This window comes from Aeromicrobium sp. (genome assembly GCF_049586495.1).
GTDB lineage: Bacteria > Actinomycetota > Actinomycetes > Propionibacteriales > Nocardioidaceae > Aeromicrobium.
This window is the reverse complement of sequence record NZ_JBAVCB010000138.1, coordinates 22,837-38,423: the sequence shown is the minus strand read 5'-3', so window position 1 is coordinate 38,423 and position 15,587 is coordinate 22,837. Positions and strand designations below refer to the sequence as shown.

Annotated in this window: 15 protein-coding genes; 7 read left to right on the top strand and 8 right to left on the bottom strand. The window is 66.1% G+C overall.

The features are described 5' to 3' along the window. Positions 1-2,414: excinuclease ABC subunit UvrA (gene uvrA, locus WB508_RS07435; RefSeq protein ID WP_423844250.1), on the bottom strand; the 2,414-nt coding region annotated here is incomplete at its 3' end. A gap of 144 nt (positions 2,415-2,558) precedes the next feature. Between uvrA and WB508_RS07430 the strand changes: the two genes are divergently transcribed. From WB508_RS07430 to WB508_RS07410, 5 genes are all read left to right on the top strand, one after another. After that, positions 2,559-2,753, top strand: a complete 195-nt coding sequence (locus WB508_RS07430) for a hypothetical protein (protein ID WP_423844249.1) — start codon at positions 2,559-2,561, stop codon at positions 2,751-2,753. Between the two features lie 180 nt (positions 2,754-2,933). Further along, complete coding sequence (locus tag WB508_RS07425; RefSeq protein WP_423844248.1) at positions 2,934-4,019, top strand: alkaline phosphatase family protein; 1,086 nt, start codon at positions 2,934-2,936, stop codon at positions 4,017-4,019. A 99-nt stretch (positions 4,020-4,118) separates the two neighbouring features. Beyond that, on the top strand, positions 4,119-4,772 hold the full coding sequence (locus tag WB508_RS07420) for an MBL fold metallo-hydrolase (RefSeq protein WP_423844247.1): 654 nt from the start codon (positions 4,119-4,121) through the stop codon (positions 4,770-4,772). Between the two features lie 5 nt (positions 4,773-4,777). Further along, the gene (locus WB508_RS07415) at positions 4,778-5,545 is read left to right on the top strand and encodes a putative protein N(5)-glutamine methyltransferase (protein ID WP_423844246.1); all 768 of its coding nucleotides are present in this window, start codon (positions 4,778-4,780) and stop codon (positions 5,543-5,545) included. Positions 5,546-5,554: 9 nt separating this feature from the next. Further along, positions 5,555-5,968 carry a hypothetical protein gene (locus WB508_RS07410; protein ID WP_423844245.1) on the top strand — a complete coding sequence of 138 codons (414 nt, stop codon included), beginning with the start codon at positions 5,555-5,557 and terminating at the stop codon, positions 5,966-5,968. On the opposite strand, the gene WB508_RS07405 is transcribed toward WB508_RS07410, so the two are convergent. Both WB508_RS07405 and WB508_RS07400 read right to left on the bottom strand, forming a co-directional pair. Beyond that, the gene (locus WB508_RS07405) at positions 5,965-6,969 is read right to left on the bottom strand and encodes a hypothetical protein (protein WP_423844244.1); all 1,005 of its coding nucleotides are present in this window, start codon (positions 6,967-6,969) and stop codon (positions 5,965-5,967) included. The genes WB508_RS07410 and WB508_RS07405 overlap by 4 nt on opposite strands. Further along, a complete protein-coding gene (locus WB508_RS07400) occupies positions 6,966-8,258 on the bottom strand; it encodes a cytochrome P450 (protein ID WP_423844243.1) in 1,293 nt (430 codons plus the stop codon). The genes WB508_RS07405 and WB508_RS07400 overlap by 4 nt, the downstream gene beginning before the upstream one ends. Before the next feature lie 85 nt (positions 8,259-8,343). Here WB508_RS07400 and WB508_RS07395 point away from each other — a divergent pair, with 85 nt between their 5' ends. Then, positions 8,344-8,628, top strand: coding sequence for a putative quinol monooxygenase (locus WB508_RS07395; RefSeq protein WP_423844241.1), 285 nt, complete (start codon positions 8,344-8,346; stop codon positions 8,626-8,628). Here WB508_RS07395 and WB508_RS07390 read toward each other — a convergent pair whose 3' ends face one another. The 4 genes from WB508_RS07390 to uvrB all read right to left on the bottom strand — a co-directional run bounded on the left by WB508_RS07390 (position 8,629) and on the right by uvrB (position 13,342). Continuing rightward, entirely contained in the window at positions 8,629-9,672 is a 1,044-nt protein-coding gene (locus tag WB508_RS07390; protein ID WP_423844252.1) for a TerC family protein, read from the bottom strand. It abuts the gene before it with no gap. Positions 9,673-9,902: 230 nt separating this feature from the next. Beyond that, the gene (locus tag WB508_RS07385) at positions 9,903-10,397 is read right to left on the bottom strand and encodes a beta-class carbonic anhydrase (protein ID WP_423844240.1); all 495 of its coding nucleotides are present in this window, start codon (positions 10,395-10,397) and stop codon (positions 9,903-9,905) included. A 109-nt stretch (positions 10,398-10,506) separates the two neighbouring features. After that, positions 10,507-11,238, bottom strand: coding sequence for a hypothetical protein (locus tag WB508_RS07380; protein WP_423844239.1), 732 nt, complete (start codon positions 11,236-11,238; stop codon positions 10,507-10,509). 19 nt (positions 11,239-11,257) lie between these two features. Beyond that, positions 11,258-13,342, bottom strand: coding sequence for an excinuclease ABC subunit UvrB (gene uvrB / locus WB508_RS07375; protein WP_423844238.1), 2,085 nt, complete (start codon positions 13,340-13,342; stop codon positions 11,258-11,260). Positions 13,343-13,393: 51 nt separating this feature from the next. On the opposite strand from uvrB, the gene WB508_RS07370 reads away from it, so the two are divergent. Next, positions 13,394-14,059, top strand: a complete 666-nt coding sequence (locus WB508_RS07370; protein ID WP_423844237.1) for a TetR/AcrR family transcriptional regulator — start codon at positions 13,394-13,396, stop codon at positions 14,057-14,059. Positions 14,060-14,065: 6 nt separating this feature from the next. Here WB508_RS07370 and WB508_RS07365 read toward each other — a convergent pair whose 3' ends face one another. Continuing rightward, positions 14,066-15,490 carry an acetyl-CoA C-acetyltransferase gene (locus WB508_RS07365; protein WP_423844236.1) on the bottom strand — a complete coding sequence of 475 codons (1,425 nt, stop codon included), beginning with the start codon at positions 15,488-15,490 and terminating at the stop codon, positions 14,066-14,068. Positions 15,491-15,587 lie beyond the last annotated feature (97 nt).

The following is a 15,587-nucleotide window of genomic DNA, read 5'->3' as shown; positions in this document are numbered from 1 at the left end:
TCGATCGGCATGTCGAGGATCTCTGCGATGGTCTTGCCCTTGTAGTGCACCTCGAGCGTCTCCCGGTTGTAGCGGGCGCCGTGGCAGACCTCGCACGGCACGTAGACGTCCGGCAGGAAGTTCATCTCGATCTTGATCGTGCCGTCACCGGAACATGCTTCGCAACGTCCGCCCTTGACGTTGAAGGAGAAACGACCTTGCAGGTAGCCGCGCATCTTGGCTTCCGGCGTCTGCGCGAACAGCTTGCGGACGTGGTCGAACACGCCGGTGTAGGTGGCCGGGTTGGACCGCGGGGTGCGACCGATCGGCGACTGGTCGACGTGAATGACCTTGTCGACCAGCTCAAGACCATCGATGGTGCGGTGGCGTCCTGGAATGGTGCGGGAGTTGTAGATCGTGCGCGCCAGCTGGGTGTAGAGGATGTCGTTGACCAGAGTGGACTTGCCTGAACCGGAGACGCCCGTGACCGCCACGAGCTGACCCAGCGGGAACGTGACGTCGATGTCGCGCAGGTTGTGCTCCTTGGCGCCCCGCACGACGAGATCCCGGCCCTTCTCCCGGGGACGCCGGACCTCGGGCACCGGGATCGCCTCGCGGCCTGACAAGTATTTGCCGGTGATCGAGTCCGGGCTGGTGAGCAGCTCCTCGACCGGGCCCGACACGATGACCTGGCCGCCGTGCTCGCCGGCACCTGGACCGATGTCGACGGCCCAGTCGGCAGCGCGGATGGTGTCTTCGTCGTGCTCGACGACGATGAGCGTGTTGCCGAGATCGCGTAAACGGATCAAGGTCTCGATCAGCCGGTGGTTGTCGCGCTGGTGGAGCCCGATCGACGGTTCGTCGAGGACGTAGAGGACGCCGACCAAGCCAGCGCCGATCTGAGTGGCCAGCCGGATGCGTTGGGCTTCGCCGCCAGACAACGAGCCGGCGGCGCGGTCGAGGGCCAGGTAGTCGAGGCCGACGTCGAGCAGGAAGCGCAGCCGCTCATTGATCTCCTTGAGCACCCGTTCACCGATCTGGCGTTCGCGGTCGGTCATCTCCAGCTCGGCGAGGTACTCGGCCGCGTCGGCGATCGACAGCGCACAGACCTCGGCGATGTTCTTGGGGCCGAACGTGGTGGAGTTGAGCGTCACGGCGAGAATGACCGGCTTGAGACGGGCGCCGCCACACACAGGGCACGGGACCTCGCGCATGAAGCCCTCGAGCCGGTCGCGGTTGGTGTCGGACTCGGTCTCCTCATGACGTCGCTCGAGATAGCTGATCGCGCCCTCGAATGCGGTGTGATACGAGCGTTCTCGGCCGTACCGATTCTTGTAGCGAACATGCACCTTGGTGGGGTGTCCGTGCAGCACGGCCTGCTGAGCAGCGTCGGGCAGATCGCCCCACGGGGTGTCGGTGCTGAATCCCAGCTCGTCGCCGAGCGCCTCGAGGATGCGGCTGAAGTAGTCGGCGACGTGCGCTGATGCCCACGGCGACACGGCGCCCTCGTTCAAGGACTTGCTGTCGTCAGGGACCACCAGCTCGGGGTCCACCTCCATGCGGGTGCCGATGCCGTGGCACTCGGCGCAGGCACCGAACGGGGCGTTGAACGAGAACGAGCGTGGCTCGAGCTCGTCGACGGCGAGTGGGTGGTCGTTGGGACACGCCAGCTTCTCGGAGAAGCGTCGGGTGCGGGCTGGATCGTCATCGGGCAGGTCGACGTAGTCGATGATGACCAAGCCATCGGCGAGGCCGAGGGCGGTCTCGACCGATTCGGTGAGTCGCTGCTTGGCACTGCCCTTGACCTGCAGACGGTCCACCACGACGTCGATGGTGTGCTTCTTCTGCTTGCCCAGCTTGGGCGGCTCGTCCGCGAGCATGTGGACCTCGCCGTCGACGACGGTGCGGCTGAAGCCCTGACTCTGCAACTGGCGGAACAGCTCGAGGTACTCGCCCTTGCGGCCGCGAATGATCGGCGCGAGCACCTGGAAGCGCTGACCCTCCTCGCCAGCCATGATGCGGTCGACGATCTGCTGCGGCGTCTGGCGCGCGATGGGCTCGCCACATGTGGGGCAGTGCGCCCGCCCGGCGCGGGCGTAGAGCAGGCGCAGGTAGTCGTAGACCTCGGTGATGGTGCCGACGGTGGACCGCGGATTGCGCGAGGTGGACTTCTGGTCGATCGAGACCGCGGGTGACAGCCCTTCGATGAAGTCGACATCTGGCTTGTCCATCTGGCCGAGGAATTGACGTGCATACGCTGACAGCGACTCGACGTAGCGGCGCTGGCCCTCGGCGAAGATGGTGTCAAAGGCCAAGGACGATTTGCCGGACCCGGACAGTCCGGTGAAGACGATCAGAGCGTCGCGCGGGAGATCGACCGAGACGTCCTTGAGATTGTGCTCACGGGCGCCGCGGACGACGAGACGTTCGATCACAGGTGTCCTCGAGAGTTCTGGTGGTTGGGCAGTCGGCAGGCGCGCTCCATCGTATCGACGGGCCCTGACAGTTTTTCAGGAGCAGGCTGAGCCCGCAGGTCGCCAGACGTCGAACATCTGTTCGATCACGCGTATGCTGCGGCCATGCGGCCGGTGCATGTCTGGGTACGGATCTGGGACATGACCTCCCCCATGCCCGGCGTGCTGATCCAGTGGCGGCGCGGCGGCGATGGATGGCAGGGCTGGGTGGCCTACGTGGTGCACAGCGACACACACCCCAAGCTGGAGCCCGAGGTCCACCTGCGCTGGCTCGATGCCGCCAAGCTTCAGAAGCGCTGACGCCTACACCGGCGAGTGCCCATCTGCGAGAGCAACAGCGATATCAGCGATGTGTGAAAGGTCACTTCTGAGTCGTCGGCGCGGTAGGCTCCTGTTGCAGTTGTTGCAGTTGTTGCAGCGCGAACCACCAGGACCGTTCTGCGGTGGCGTTGCGCCCCCTTCCCCAGGAGATCGTGACTTATGCGCCTGTTTCGTTTTTTTGCCACAGCAACCGTGGTGACGGCAGTGATCGCCTCGACCGCTGCGACCGCGACCACTCGTGCGTCCTCGCCGAGGAGCTCACCGATCGCTCCTGCGTCGGATTCGGCTGACAACCACATCGACTACGTCGTCGCCGTCAGCGTGGACGGGTTGAACCCGGATGTCATCCAGAAGTTGGGCGCGAAGAAGCTGCCGACGATCGACATGTTGACGAACCAGGGTGCGTCCACGCTGAGGGCCCGCACGACGTACGAGTCGACCTCCACGCTGCCGAACCACACGGGAATGGTCACTGGGTTGCCGGCGGCTAAGTCGTACGGCGGTCATGGGCAGCTGAAGAACAGCGATGACGGGACGACGATCATTGCCGAGACGGCTGGACGGTATGTGGAGTCGGTGTTCTCGGTGGCGCATGATCGTGGCTTCTCGACGTCGCTCTATGCATCGAAGCCGAAGTTCAACTTCTTGAACCGGTCGTGGGACTCCAAGAATGGTGCCAAGGACCGAGGCAGGGACCACGGTCGCGACAAGATCGACCGGTACGTGATGAATGAGACGGAGTCGAAGGTGACCGCTCGGGTGGTGGCGGACCTGAAGTCGACGCCATCGCGGTTCTCGTTCGTGCACCTGGCTGAGCCGGACAACGCGGGCCACAAGTACGGCTACATGACGTCGCGGTATCTATCGGCGGTGGAGCGTTCGGACGCTCAGGTCGGTCAGATCCTGGCTGCGGTGAAAGGGTCGAAGAAGCTTCGTGGACGGACGGCTGTCATCTTGACGACGGATCACGGCGGGCTGGGCAAGAGTCACTCCGACGAGAAGAAGTCCGTCAACTTCGTCATCCCGTTCTTCGTGTGGGGTCATGGCATCAAGAAAGCTGATCTGTACCGGCTGAACCCGGACTACAAGCAGCCGTCTTCGTCATCTCGTCCGTCGTGGTCTGCCTCGACTCAGCCGATCCGCAACGGTGCTGTGGCGAACCTCGTGTTGGACTTGCTGGACTTGCCTGCAGTGCCCGGGTCGACGGTGAACCCCCGGCAGACGCTGGACGTGTTCGCCAAGTAGCCGCACAGATGGGCTCGCTCCCGGCTTCGCGTTGGCCCGCCTCCGCCACCCTCGAGAAGCGCTGACGCGTTCCCCGACGATGGGCGGCATGATGGCCGCATGACGTACACCGGAGAAGTTGAGGTTGGCGGAGCTGCTGATGTCCAGGATGCAGGCGACCTGCAGATCACCAAGGTCGCGGTGGGACCGATGTCCAACAACGCCTACCTGCTGCGCTGCACGCTGACCGGCGAACAGGCGCTGATCGATGCGGCGAACGAGCCGGAGACCCTGCTGAACTTGATTCGCGACGGCGGACTGGCTCGCGTCGTCACCACCCACCGACACCAGGACCACTGGGACGCGCTCGAAGACGTCGTGATCGCGACAGGAGCCGAGACAGTCGCCGGCGAACGCGACGTCGAGGGCATCCCCGTGCCCACGACGCACCCGGTGGCGACCGGAGCCCGGGTGCGTGTTGGGTCCTGCGAGCTCGAGGTCATCGAGATCGTCGGCCACACACCCGGCTCCATCGCGCTGGCCTATGACGACCCCGACGGCATCGTGCACCTGTTCACCGGCGACTCGCTGTTCCCCGGCGGCGTCGGCAAGACCTGGGAACCCGACAGCTTCAAGACCTTGATCGACGACGTCGAGTTCAAGCTGTTCGACCGCTTCCCTGACAACACCCACTTCTATCCGGGCCACGGCGACGACTCGACGCTCGGAGCCGAGCGCGCCTCGATCCCGGAGTGGCGCGAGCGCGGCTGGTAGGTCAGATGGACCTGGTGGCACGGCTGCGAGCAGCCGGGTGCGTGTACGCCGAAAACGAGGCGGCCGTGCTGACCGCAGAAGCGTCCGACAGCGGCCACCTCGAGCAGATGCTCGCTCGACGGATCGGCGGCGAACCGCTGGAGCAGGTGGTCGGATGGGCCAAGTTCGCCGGTCTGCGGCTCGCCGTGACGCCCGGAGTGTTCGTCCCCCGTCGACGCACGGAAGCGCTCGCTCGCGAGGCCGTCGCTGTCACTCCGCCGGCGGGACGCGTCCTCGATCTCTGCTGCGGTGTGGGTGCTGTCGCCGCAGCGATCAGGACGTCGCGGCCCGACGCCGACCTCCATCTGAGTGACATCGACCCGTTCGCCGTCGACTGCGCCCGTCACAACGTCCCCTCCGCCGCCGCGCACACCGGTGACCTCTTCGATCCGCTTCCCCGTGGGCTGCAGTTCGACGTCATCGCGGCGAACGCGCCCTACGTACCGACCGACCACATCGCGCAGATGCCGCCCGAGGCTCGACACCACGAGCTGCGGGCTGCCCTCGATGGCGGACCGGACGGCGTCCAGGTGCACCGCCGCATCGCCGCAGGGCTCGGCTCGTGGCTGGCCCCTGGCGGCCATCTCCTGATCGAGACGGCGGAGCACCTCGCACCTCTCACCGCAGCCGCGCTGCACCGGGCGGGACTGGCCACGCGGACGATCCACGACGAGGCCCTCGGTGCCACCGTGGTGACAGGCATCTCAGGTGGCGAGGCGGAGGAGAACGCCTAGCCTCAGAACATGCTTTCACTGCGGACCGGTCCCGCCCTCGCCCTGGGACTTGCGCTGCTGGCTGGCTGCGGTGCCAGCTCAGAGTCGACCCGCCCGGACCAGGCAGGCACCGCGGCCACGGCGGACCCGTGCATCGAGATCCGAGCCGGTATCGACGCCTTCAACCTCGGCGACTACGAGGAGACCATCGGCCACTTCCGCAAGGCCCTCCCGCTCGCCGTCGACGAGGCCAAGAACGACGACTCCCAGAAGGCCGCCGACCTCGTGGAGGCAGTCACGTACTACGCCGAACTCGACCCGGAGAAGTACCCCGAGGCAGCCCGGTCATCAGCGGACTTCGCCAAGTACAAGGCCATCACGCTGGGCCAGTGCGTGGCGGTTGAGGAGCCCGGCTCCGACGAGCCGCCGCCGGTCGCGACCTAGGCGTCACGGTGGTGGTCGATGGCGGTGTCGTCCGGCCGCTCGTCCTTCAGCGCCTGATACACCGTGTGCACCGCGATCGCCCGTTCCAGCTGCGCCGCGAGGCCCGAGAAGAACTGGCGCCGATAGTTCTCGTCGGTCACCGCTGACACGGTGAAGTAGAGACCAGAGAACGCCGCAAGGAACACCGATACCTGAAACAGGTCGTTGGTGACCGGCATGCTGCGTCCGATCGCCGACGGCAAGCTCGAGACGGGCTGACCAGTCCACGCCTCGATCGTCGACTCCGGGATGGTGAGCGCGCCAAAGGCCACGAAGAAGGCGAACAAGCCAGCCGCCAGCAGCAGCACCTGGATGGCCTGGCTGAACAGCATCATCAGCACGAGGTTGACGCGGGCGAATCGAGGCAGCGGTGCCGCGTGCCCGCCCAGTCGCAGCGCAGCCTCGGCTGCCGGGGTGCCTTGGCAAGCCTCCCCGATACGCTCCCCCACCACGTTCTCCTCGACCGCGCGCACTTCCTCGGGCAACCGAGCCAGCAGGAACAGCAGTCCGAATCCGCCAAAGAAGGTCACCGACAGCCACAGGACGGTGCGAGACATCAGCGCTGCGACCTGCCAGACCTCGGCGTTGATGAACAAGAAGGTCACGGCGAGCAGCAGGAGGGGTAGAGCCCGGGTGAGCAAGGGAATCAGCAGCCCGAGCGAACCGAATGTGCGACGCGCGGCCCATCGCAGCATGGTGCCCATGCGAAGAAAGCTGCCAGCGAAACCACCCAGCACCACGACGAAGATCGCCATGCCGGTCAGCGCACCGGTGGAGCCGTCGTCGACGGCGGCCCCCAGTCCGAATCCGCCGCCGATGGCAAGGGCCGTGATGAGCACCAGCACACCGAGGATGCGCCAGCTGAGCAGCCACTCCTCGACATCCTCGGCATGGTCCCCCGCGAAGTACGGAAGGCCCTGGATGTCGAACCAGTCCTCGATCTTCTCGGTCTGCGCGCTCACAGCGTGACCAAGAGGTCATCTACGCCGTAGACGAACGACAGCTGTCGAAAACTCACGTCCGCTTCCGGCGTGGCAAGAGCCAAGGTGGGGAAGCGCCGCAGAAGCTTGGGGAACACGATGCGCAGCTCGATGCGAGCCAGTTCCGCACCAATGCAGCGGTGCATGCCGTGGCCGAAGGCGAGATGGCCGGAGGCGGGCACGCGCGCTGGGTCGAAGACGTCGGGGTGATCGCCCATGGCCGCCCCGTCGCGATTGGCACCGGTCAGGGACGCGATGATGACGTCGCCGGCCTGAACCCGTTGGCCGAACAGGTCCATGTCCTGCTTGGCGAACCGCGGAAAGGCCACTTGCACGACAGCCAGATATCTCAGCAGCTCCTCGACGACGCGATCCACGTCCTCTCGCGAGCCGTCGCGCATCAAGGCCGCGTGCTCCGGGTTGCGCAACAGCACCAGGGTGCCGAGTGCGATCATGCCCGCCGTCGTCTCGAATCCACCCGTGAAGATCCCGTCGGCCAAGCCGGCGAGGTCGACGTCGTTGATGGTGTCGCCCTGGTCGCGGATGATCTGGCCGAGCAGGCCGGGGCCGGGGTCCTTGCGTTGGCGCCTCACGGCCTCGAACAGGAACTCGCGCTGTGCCGAGACGGCGCCGAACGCTGCGCCGCCCAGACTGGCGTCGAAGCGCGCGCTGCCGAGCGTGGCGAATGCCTCGCGGTCCTCATAGGCAAGCCCGAGAAGCACGCAGATGGTCTGGAACGGTACCGGGAATGCGAGGTGCTTGGCCAGGTCCACCACGCCGGTGCCGACATGAGCCGCCTTCTCGAGCTCATCGAGCTGCGCGTCAGCGATCTCGTCGATCCATGGCTCGAGACGGGCGAGCCGACGCATCGTGAACTCGGGAGTCACGATCTTGCGCAGACGGGAGTGCTGCGGCGGGTCGGTGAACCCCAGTCCGCCGACGTCGTCGGCCGTGGACGGCCCATCCCCGCTGAACAGGTGCCGGATGTCATTGCTGTACGAGGTGCGATCGGTGAGCACCTGGCGCGCCTCGGCGTAGCCGGTGACCAGCCAGAGCCGGAAGTCGAAGGGCATCGGTAGCAGCCGCATCGGGGCGCTCTCGCGATACTGCTTGATCTGCGGCAACGGATCCACCCCGTTGCGGCGCAGCGGGATCTTGGTGGGCTCAGGGATGAACCTGAGCCGAGACAGATCGATGCCGCGTGACTGGATGCGGCGCGCGATGAACGCGCTCGTCGCGCGTCGCACCAGTCCAGTCACGAGGTCGAGCACGGGAAGAACCTACACGTGAGGTTGCCGCCCTGGTGACATCTCGGCAGACTCAGCGGTCTTCGTCGCCCCCCACCAGGAGGACACCATGCTGATCGTCGCCGGATGGATCCGAGTCGACCCCACCCACAGGAAGACGTACCTCGACGACAGCCTCGCCGTCGTGCAACAAGCCCGATCGGCGCCGGGATGCCTCGACTTCGCCATGAGCGCAGACGTCGTCGATCCGGGACGGATCAATGTCCACGAGCGGTGGGACACCGAGAGCAGCCTGTTGGCGTTCCGAGGTGACGGACCGAACGACGACCAGCTGGTCGCTGTGCTCGACGCCGACGTGCACCGCTATGAGATTGCCGCCGTCGAATCTGCCTGACTAGCTGTCCGCGTCGCCCGGGTACCGATTGTCGGGGATCGGCTCGCCCTGAGGTGTCAGACCGTTGCGCTGGCGGCGGCCGGAGACCGTCAGGCTGAGCACGGCGGTCACACCGAGGATCACCACGATGGCGCCAAGACTCCACAGGGTGGGGATCTCCGGCACGTCGAACGGCTCACCGCCGTTGAGGAAGGGCAGCTCGTTCTCGTGCAGAGCGTGCAGCAACAGCTTCACGCCGATGAACGCCAGCAGCAGCGCGAGTCCCTGCGACAGGTAGATCAGACGCTTCAGCAGGTCACCGAGCAGGAAGTACAGCTGACGAAGGCCCATCAGCGCGAAGACGTTCGCCGTGAAGACGATGTACGGCTCGCGGGTCAGTCCGTAGATCGCGGGAATCGAGTCGAGCGCGAACAACAGGTCGGTGGTGCCGAGCGCCACGATCACCAGGAACATCGGTGTGACGACCCGCTTGCCATTCTCGCGGACGATCAGCTTGAGCCCGTCCCACTGGTTGGAGATGTCGACGTGGCGCCGGGTGAACCGCACCACCATGTTCTCGGCGTCGTCGTCGTGGTCGGTGTCCTTGGCCAGCGTCCACGCCGTGTAGATCAAGAACGCGCCGAAGATGTAGAACATCCACGAAAACTGCTCGATGGCGACAGCGCCGAGCGCGATGAAGATACCGCGGAAGATCAGCGCCAGAATGATGCCGACCAGCAGTGCCTCCTGCTGGTACTTCTTGGGCACGTTGAAGCTCGCCATGATGATGATGAAGATGAACAAGTTGTCGATCGACAGGCTGTACTCGGTCAGCCAACCGGCAAAGAACTGCAAGGCGAAGTCGCCGTCCTTGCCCGGGGTGTCGTGGAAGACCATGATCCAGATGCCGAATGCCACGGCCATCGCCACGTAGATCGACAACGCTGTCGCCGACTCGCGCGTGGTGGGCTCGTGCGGCTTCCTGGCCACGATGATGATGTCGAACAGCAGCACCCCGACCGTGAGGCCGATGGTGATCGCCCACTCCAGGGACGAGACCGACATGCTCACGCGCTCCCCTGCGGGCGAGGCGGCTGTGGTCAGGGCTGAGTACATGCAAGATCTCCAGGTCGTCACGACGCCGGAGGTCTCTTCCGCCGCCAGGGCGGCCCACGACACCGGACGGCTGCTGGGAGCCGACGTGATGACGACGTCGCGGCGAAGGAATACTCCCCTCCGCGCACCATTGTGTCAGTGCGCGGAAGGGAGCGCCTTCTCGGGGCGGAACGCCTGGATCAGGCCGGGGCAACCTCATCGATGGCGCCAGTCGCGACGTCGAAGATGAAGCCGCGCACCTGATCGGTCTTCGGGATGAACGGATTGGCCTTGATCCGGTTGATGCCCTGGCGCACATCGGCTGCGGGCTCGGGAAAGGCCTCTGAGGACCACGTCGGCCGAATCCCGGTCTCGGCCTCGATCCCTTGGCGAAACTCATCATCCTTGAAGGTGATCATGCCGCAGTCGGTGTGGTGCACCAGCACGATCTCCTCGGTGCCGAGCAGACGCTGGCTGATGGCCAAGGAGCGCAGAGCGTCCTCGGTCACGACGCCTCCGGCGTTGCGGATGACATGCGCATCGCCCTCGGCGATGCCGAGGATCCCGGCGGGATCGAGGCGCGCATCCATGCAGGCGATGACGGCGATCTTGCGGGCCGGCGGCAGCGGCAACGGGCCTTCGAAGCCTTCTTGGTACGACTGATTGGCGGCGATGAACTCGTCGGTGACGGTCATGGGAGTCTCCTGGCTGGATGGGGGATGTCGCACCACTGTGACGCCACCGGTCCACCCGCCAGCCCCGGTATCAAGGCGTGACACCCGGGTCATCTCGTTCGAAATGGTGCTAGCGACCCGAGCGCACGCTGATGCGCAGGGAGACCGACCGACTCCAGATCACCGGCTGAAGCGCCGGATGACGGACGGCATCAGGTGGAGCCGTCTGGGGCTCCAGACACACGGCCTCGCGACTGGCGTCGAACACGACCCACCAGTCGGCGTCGGACACCAGATCCAGGGAGAGCGCGCCGGGCCAGGTCAATCTGGGCGCCGCGGCGAGCGTGAAGCAGTCGTCCCAGGGTCGCGGGGTGGGCGTCCTGAGCGCGCCGGTGGGACGGTGGTCAGCGTCCCGCTCGACCATCGTGATCGGCTGGACGTCGACCTGAACCGGCGCGCCGACACCGAGCTGTCGACGGAACCAGGGGTGGAATCCCAGCGAGCACCACCCGTCGGGTGCGCCGTGCCACGCCAGCGCCATCTCAAGACCGTCGTCGAGCAGCAGGTAGCCGAGCGTGGCAATGCCGGTCTCCCCCGTCGCGTCGGTGAGTGCGACCGAGAACTCTCCGTCGCCGTGATCAGTCCAGGTCGCGTCTCGGCCAGGGCCGTGGATGTCGTGGCCGCTGAGCCGCCCGGCCCACGGAACCATCGGATAGCAACCGCTGCCGATTGAGGCGTCCGTCGTGCCCGGGTCGGCTCCGCCGAGCGTCTCGTGCCCGTCAAGGCGCAACGACACGAGCCTGGCTCCGCGCGCCGGGTCGATCTCAGCCCGGACCCGATCGTTGTGCAGGACCATCGTCACCGCTGAAGTCTCCCGCAGGTCAGGCGCCGGCCTCAAGCATGCCGCGCAGCTCTTTCTTGAGATCGCGAATCTCGTCGCGCAGCCGGGCGGCGACCTCGAACTGCAGCTCGGCGGCTGCGGTGTGCATCTGTTCGCTGAGCTGCTCGATGAGCGAGGCGAGCTCGCCTGACGGCAGGGAGGCGAGGTCGGCAGTGTGCTGGCCCAACGGCACCGGGGCACCGCGCCGCTTGTGATCGCCCGTGGCGGCCAGCAGCCGCGTGGTGTCGGCGTCCTCGCGAGCGAGCATGTCGGTGATGTCGCCGATGCGCTTGCGCAACGGGGTCGGGTCGATGCCGTGCTCGGTGTTGTACGCCACCTGCTTCTCGCGACGACGATTGGTCTCGTCGATCGCCAAGGCCATGGAGTCCGTGATGCGGTCGGCGTACATGATGACTTGACCGGAGACGTTGCGCGCCGCACGTCCGATGGTCTGGATGAGCGACCGGCCAGAGCGCAGGAAGCCCTCCTTGTCGGCGTCGAGGATCGCCACCAGGCTCACCTCGGGCAGGTCGAGGCCCTCACGCAGCAGGTTGATGCCCACCAGGACGTCGTACTCGCCCATGCGCAGCTCGCGCAGCAGCTCCACGCGACGCAGGGTGTCGACCTCGCTGTGCAGGTAGCGGGCGCGAATGCCGGCTTCGAGCAGGTAGTCGGTGAGGTCTTCGGACATCTTCTTGGTCAGCGTGGTGACCAAGATGCGTTCTTGGCGTTCGACCCGCGTGCGGATCTGGTCGATCAGGTCGTCGATCTGGCCCTGGGTGGGCTTGACGATCACCTCGGGGTCGATCAAGCCGGTGGGCCGGATGATCTGCTCGATCATGTCGCCCTCGACCTTGTTGGTCTCGTAGGTGCCGGGAGTGGCCGACAGGTACACGGTCTGGCCGATGCGCTGCAGGAATTCCTCCCACTTCAACGGCCGGTTGTCCATCGCGCTGGGAAGCCGGAAGCCGTGCTCGACGAGCGAGCGCTTGCGAGACATGTCGCCCTCGAACATCGCGCCGATCTGCGGGATGGTGACGTGGGATTCGTCAACCACCAGAACAAAGTCTTCGGGGAAGTAGTCGAGCAGGCAGTGGCCGGGAGTTCCCGGCCCACGAGCATCCATGTGGCGCGAATAGTTCTCGATGCCCGCACACGTGCCCACCTGCTGCATCATCTCGAGGTCGTAGGTGGTGCGCATCCGCAGCCGTTGCGCCTCGAGCAGCTTGCCGTCACGTTCGAGCTCGGCGAGGCGCTCTTCCAGCTCGATCTCGATGGTGCGCATGGCGCGCTGCATGGTCTGGTTACCTGCCGCGTAGTGAGTGGCGGCACCCACGAACAGCTCGGTGTCCTCGCTGAGGACCTCGCCGGTGAGCGGGTGCAAGGTCATGAGCCGCTCGATCTCGTCGCCGAAGAACTCCACCCGCACCGCCATCTCCTGATAGACCGGGAAGATCTCGAGAGTGTCGCCCTTGACCCGAAACGTGCCGCGGGTGGAGCTGACGTCGTTGCGGACGTACTGCGCCTCCACCAGGGTGCGCAGCAGCTGCTCGCGCTCGACCTCCTCGCCGACCTTGAAACCGATCATCCGCTCGAGGTACTCCTGGGCCGAACCGAGGCCGTAGATGCACGACACGGTGGCCACGACGATGACGTCACGGCGGGTGAGCAGGGACCACGTGGCTGAGTGCCGCAGTCGCTCGACTTCTTCGTTGACCGAGGAGTCCTTCTCGATGTACGTGTCGCTCTGCGCGATGTACGCCTCGGGTTGGTAGTAGTCGTAGTACGAGACGAAGTACTCGACAGCGTTGTGGGGCAACAGATCGCGCAGCTCGTTGGCGAACTGGGCCGCCAGCAGCTTGTTGGGCATCATGACCAGCATCGGACGCTGGAGCCGCTCGGCCAGCCACGCCGTGGTGGCGGTCTTGCCGGTGCCGGTGGCACCCATGAGGACGACGTCCTGGACGCCAGCGTCGATGCGCTTGTGGAGCTCCGCAATGGCAGCTGGCTGGTCACCTGCTGGTTGATAGTCCGACACGACCTCGATCGGCGCCACCTGACGGCGCAACTCTGACACGGACCTCATGCTCCCGAGCGTACGTGGCACCTCAGACAGCTGCCGTTCTACAGTGGCTCGATGACTACCGACGGCGTGACCACGGCAGCGGATCGACGTTCGGCGCGACGCCAGGAGATCCTCACCGCCACGCGGGCCCTGTTCGACGCCAGCGGCTCACGCGACGCCCAGATCGAGGACATCGCACGCGCGGTCGGTATCAATCGCGCCATCATCTATCGACACTTCACCGGCAAGGAGGAGCTGTTCGCCGAGGCCCTCGTGGGGTACCTGATGGAGCTGACGTCCTCACTCGAGGCTGCCGATGACTCCACCCGGTCCCCCGCCGACCGCCTCGGCGCCCTGTCTGACGCCATGATCGACTTCGGCGTCGCCAACCCGGCCTTCGTCGACTGCGGACTGACCCTGTTGCGTCGCCCCGGCGACGAGCTGATGGAGGAGGTGGGTCGATCCGTCATGATCAGTCTCGGCCACGCGATGTGGACCAGCCTGACTCACGTCGTCGACGTGCTCGGTGCGGGTGTCGAGGCTGGCGACTTCGACGTGCCGGACACGGTGCTGCTGTCAAACTTCCTGTACACGCAGGCACTCGGCATCATCAGCCTCGCTCGGCTGCAGATCTCGGTGCACGAAACCCGCCTCGGCGTGCCGGTGGCGGACTCCGTGTCCTTGGACGAGATCAAGCGCTACGCCCGCATCAGCGCGGTAGCGGCTGCTCGCGGTTAGCCTGGATCAGGCCTCGAGGATCGCGACGACGCCCTGGCCGCCGGCCGCACAGATCGAGATCAGGCCACGGCCCGAACCCTTCTCGTGCAGCAGCTTGGCGAGGTTGGCCACGATGCGTCCCCCGGTCGCGGCGAACGGGTGTGCCGCGGCCAGCGAGGAGCCCTTGACGTTGAGCTTGCTGCGGTCGATCGAACCAAGCGGCAGGTCCAGACCCAGGTTCTGCTTGCAGAACTCGGCGTCTTCCCACGCGGCGAGCGTGGTGAGCACCTGCGCGGCGAAGGCCTCGTGAATCTCGTAGAAGTCGAAATCCTGCAGCGTGAGTCCCTGCCGAGCCAGCATGCGCGGCACGGCGTAGACGGGGGCCATCAACAGACCCTCGCCGCCATTGACGTAGTCGACGGCCGCGGTCTCGTAGTCGACGAGGTACGCCATCGGATCCCAGCCGCGCTTGGCCGCCTCGGCCTCGGACGACAGCAGCACGGTGGACGCGCCGTCCGACAGCGGCGTCGAGTTGCCGGCCGTCATCGTCGCTGCCGGGTCCTTCTTGCCGAAGACCGGCTTCAGGGTCGCCAGCTTCTCCAGCTTGGAGTCCGGGCGCATGTTGTTGTCGCGCTCGACACCCTTGAAGGGTGTGACGAGGTCGTCCTGCCAGCCGGCGTCGTAGGAGGCGGCCAGGTTGTGGTGTGACGCGACGGCCAGCTCATCTTGTGCCTCGCGCGTGATGCCCCACTCCTTGGTCGTCAGGGCCTGACTGTCGCCCATCGACAGCCCGGTGCGGGGCTCTGAGTTCTGCGGCTGATCCGGGGCGAGGTACGCCGGGCGAATCTTGGCGAGTGCGGCCAGTCGGCCCTTGTTGTCCCGGGCACGGTTGGCCTCGAGCAGGATCTTGCGCAGCTTGTCGCCGACGGCCAGGGGCGCGTCAGACGTGGTGTCGGCGCCGCCAGCGATGCCGAAGTCGATCTTGCCGAGCGCGATCTTGTTCGCCACCTGCACCGTGGCCTGGATGCCGGTGTCGCACGCCTGCTGGATGTCGTAGGCCGGGGTGTCGGGCGACAGCAGCGAGCCGAGCACCGACTCACGCGCCAGGTTGAAGTCGCGGCTGTGCTTGAGCACCGCGCCAGCAGCAAACTCGCCAGCGCGTTCGCCCTGCAGTCCGAAGCGCTCGACGAGTCCGTCGAGGGCAGCGGTGAGCATCTCCTGGTTGGAGACATCGGTGTAGACCGAGTTCGACCGAGCGAAGGGGATGCGGTTGCCGCCGATGATGGCGACGCGGCGGACCTGCTCGGCGGGCCTGCTGGAGCGGGCAGCCGGCTTGGCGGTCGGCTCCTTCGCGGCCACCTTCGCGGGCGACGTCTTCTGGGGGGTGGTCTTCTTCGCCGCCGTGGTCTTCTTGGCGGGGGTGGTCTTCTTGGCGGGAGTCGTGCCGGCCATGTGATGCTCCTCGTTGTCAGGACTGGGGTCCCCGGTGTGACTACGGTGGACGTGATCCACGCCTCGTCCACGCAGGTGGACGGTGCGTATGGCACGA

What these genes read in the sequence shown, in the direction of transcription:
- WB508_RS07425 (WP_423844248.1), top strand. Translation starts at nt 2,934, where the DNA reads ATGCGCCTGTTTCGTTTTTTTGCCACAGCAACCGTGGTGACGGCAGTG.
- WB508_RS07410 (WP_423844245.1), top strand. Translation starts at nt 5,555, where the DNA reads ATGCTTTCACTGCGGACCGGTCCCGCCCTCGCCCTGGGACTTGCGCTG.
- WB508_RS07415 (WP_423844246.1), top strand. Translation starts at nt 4,778, where the DNA reads ATGGACCTGGTGGCACGGCTGCGAGCAGCCGGGTGCGTGTACGCCGAA.
- WB508_RS07385 (WP_423844240.1), bottom strand. Translation starts at nt 10,397, where the DNA reads ATGACCGTCACCGACGAGTTCATCGCCGCCAATCAGTCGTACCAAGAA.
- WB508_RS07420 (WP_423844247.1), top strand. Translation starts at nt 4,119, where the DNA reads ATGACGTACACCGGAGAAGTTGAGGTTGGCGGAGCTGCTGATGTCCAG.
- WB508_RS07430 (WP_423844249.1), top strand. Translation starts at nt 2,559, where the DNA reads ATGCGGCCGGTGCATGTCTGGGTACGGATCTGGGACATGACCTCCCCC.
- WB508_RS07395 (WP_423844241.1), top strand. Translation starts at nt 8,344, where the DNA reads ATGCTGATCGTCGCCGGATGGATCCGAGTCGACCCCACCCACAGGAAG.
- WB508_RS07390 (WP_423844252.1), bottom strand. Translation starts at nt 9,672, where the DNA reads ATGTCGGTCTCGTCCCTGGAGTGGGCGATCACCATCGGCCTCACGGTC.
- uvrB (WP_423844238.1), bottom strand. Translation starts at nt 13,342, where the DNA reads ATGAGGTCCGTGTCAGAGTTGCGCCGTCAGGTGGCGCCGATCGAGGTC.
- WB508_RS07365 (WP_423844236.1), bottom strand. Translation starts at nt 15,490, where the DNA reads ATGGCCGGCACGACTCCCGCCAAGAAGACCACCCCCGCCAAGAAGACC.
- WB508_RS07370 (WP_423844237.1), top strand. Translation starts at nt 13,394, where the DNA reads ATGACTACCGACGGCGTGACCACGGCAGCGGATCGACGTTCGGCGCGA.